This is a genomic window from Ramlibacter aquaticus (assembly GCF_015159745.1).
GTDB lineage: Bacteria > Pseudomonadota > Gammaproteobacteria > Burkholderiales > Burkholderiaceae_C > Ramlibacter > Ramlibacter aquaticus.
This window is the reverse complement of sequence record NZ_JADDOJ010000154.1, coordinates 1-2,420: the sequence shown is the minus strand read 5'-3', so window position 1 is coordinate 2,420 and position 2,420 is coordinate 1. Positions and strand designations below refer to the sequence as shown.

Sequence of the window (2,420 nt, the reverse complement as noted above, 5' to 3'; positions counted from 1 at the left end):
GGGCTGGAGGACGGACGGGCCTTCAGTCGGCCGGCGTGGCCGAGGACAGCCAGGCGACGGCGGCGGGGCGGTCCGGGAAGGCGCGGTAGTCGGCCCCGGCCACGTGGGCGGCCGCCGTCATCACGCCCTTGATCTTGCTGGGCGCGGTCACCAGCGCGCAGCGGCGCCGGCCGAAGTGCTGGGCCAGGAACAGCCCGAGCTGCTCGTGGTCGTGCTGGGCGGTCTGCCCCAGGATGCCCAGGCAGTTGATGAGAACCCGTGCCGAGTCGCGCTGCGCCGCCTCGCGCGCCGTCTGCAGCAGCACGGCACGGGCGCCCTCCAGGCTGGCGAGCCCGGTGATCACGGCCTCCAGGAAGGCCCCGCCACCGACGAAGCGCACGGCCAGGCTGGGCTGGACGATGTCGGGCGGGAGCGTGCCGTGCAGGTCCATCTCAGTGCAGGGCGAGCCGCGGCCATTGCCAGGGCGTGGCTTCCAGCAGGGACGCCGACCGGGCCTCGACCCAGTCGGCGGTGTTCCTGCCGTGCAGCAGCCGGGCCAGCACGTCGGCCAGGGCACCGGCATACGCGCTCGCGGCCTGCATCTCCAGCGCCGTGGGCGCGAAGGGCTGGGCCGACAGGGCGGAGATCATGCCCACCGTGTCACCGGCGGGCGACCGCAGGGGGCAGGACAGCACCGAGCGGAACGGCACCCGGGCCGCGAAGGCGCGGTAGGGCGCGAACTCGGGGTCCAGGCCCACGTCGGGGATGAAGACGGTGGTGCCGCCGCGCGCGGCCTGGCCGCAGGCGCTGCCCGAGGTGGGCGAGACCTGGCGGAAGGTTTCGAGGAACTCCCGGCTCACGCCCAGCGATTCGACGATGCGCAGCAGCCCGTCGTGGCCGGCAAGCTGGATGTCGCCCATCTCCGCGCCGTGCAGGGACACGAAGTCGCGCAATGCCACCTGGAGTGCCTCGCCCAGGTCGCGGACCGGGCGCAACCGGGACAGCATCGGTTCAAGCAGCATGGGGGAATTGTAGGGGGCGGCGCCGGGCGTCCTGCGCGGCCGGCCGCCTGTTGCCGGCCGTCACGCACAGTGCGAAGGAGCCAGTGCCCTCCCCCTCCAGCCGTGTCAGCGCGCCGGGGGTTCGCTGCCGCCCAGGGCCTGGAACAGCGCGGCGGTGTCCGCCAGCCGTGCGGCCTGCGCCTGGGCCAGGGCGGCCTGCGCCTGGCGCGCGGCCTGTTCGGCGCTGATGAGCGCCACACGGTCCAGGTAGCCGTGGCCGAACTGGCGGCGCGTCAGGTCGCGGGCGCGCACAGCGGACTCGGCGGCCTCACCCGCGGCCTGCAGCGCCTGGGCGTCCGCCTGCAGGGCGTGCAGCGCGTCCGCCACGTTCTGCAGCGCGGCGATCACCACCGAGCGGTACTGGGCCGCCGCCGCGTCCAGGTTCGCGCGCGCGGCCGACTCCCGGTGCTGCAGCGCCCCGGCGTCGAACACCGGCTGCAGCACACCGGCCATGAGCGCGAAGAAGCGGCCGCCCGGGGAGAACATCTGGGCCACGGTGGCCGCGCCGCCGCCGAGCTCGCCACTGATGCTGAACTGCGGCAGCCGCGCGGCCACGGCCACGCCCACCTGGGCCGATGCCGCCTGCAGCTGGGCCTGCGCGGCGCGCACGTCCGGCCTGCGCTCGACCAGCGCCCCGGGCAGCACCAGCGGCAGGCGGGTGGGCAGCGCGAGCCGGTCCAGGTCGAAGGCGGGCGCCTGGGCGTCCGGGCCGTCGCCCAGCAGGGCCTGCAGCAGGTCGCGGTTCTGCTCGAACTGCCGCTGCAGGGGCGGCAGCTGCTGGCGCAGCTGCGCCAGCGCGTTCTCCTGCAGGGAGAGGTCCAGGTGCGAGATGGCGCCGGCCTGCCACTGCCGCCGTGCCACGTCCAGCGCGCGCGCGCCGTCCTGCAGCGAGGCCTCGAGCAGCGCGCGCTGGCGGCGCAGCAGCGCGTCCTGCACCGCGGCGCCGACCACGTTGGCGGCCAGCGCGGTGCGCGCCGCCTCGAGCTGGAAGCGCTGGACCTGCGCCTGTGCCTGCAGCCCTTCCACCAGCCTGTGGTTGCCGCCGAACACGTCGGGCGTGAAGCCCACGCTGAGCTGCGCGGTGTGGAAGCTGTAGGCGCCGCCCGGGTCGCTGCCGGCCGGTGGCGTGCCAGGGACCACGTTGGCGCCGGCGCCGGTGCCGCCGGCCTTGGCGCGCGCGGTCTGCAAGCCCAGCTGCACGCTGGGCCATGCGGCGGCGCGCTGCGCGGCCACGCTCTCCTGCGCGGCGCGCAGGGTGGCCAGGCTGGCGGCCAGGCCGGGGTTGGCCTGCAGGGCGCGCTCCACGGCCGCATCCAGGGTGGTGTCGCCGAAGGCGGTCCACCAGCGCTGCGGCACCGACTCGCCCGGCAGGAACTGCTG

At 75.9% G+C, this 2,420-nt stretch carries 3 protein-coding genes; all 3 read right to left on the bottom strand.

The annotated features are described in order from the left end of the window. Nucleotides 1–22: 22 nt before the first annotated feature. Complete coding sequence (locus tag IM725_RS19855; RefSeq protein WP_193782371.1) at nt 23–430, bottom strand: SpoIIAA family protein; 408 nt, start codon at nt 428–430, stop codon at nt 23–25. Between the two features lies 1 nt (nt 431). Then, entirely contained in the window at nt 432–1,001 is a 570-nt protein-coding gene (locus tag IM725_RS19850) for a GAF domain-containing protein (protein ID WP_193782370.1), read from the bottom strand. 105 nt (nt 1,002–1,106) lie between these two features. Beyond that, on the bottom strand, nt 1,107–2,420 hold a 1,314-nt coding region (locus IM725_RS19845; protein ID WP_193782369.1), incomplete at its 5' end, for an efflux transporter outer membrane subunit.

Coding starts and splice junctions, on each gene's coding strand:
- IM725_RS19850 (WP_193782370.1), bottom strand. CDS start 1,001: ATGCTGCTTGAACCGATGCTGTCCCGGTTGCGCCCGGTCCGCGACCTG.
- IM725_RS19855 (WP_193782371.1), bottom strand. CDS start 430: ATGGACCTGCACGGCACGCTCCCGCCCGACATCGTCCAGCCCAGCCTG.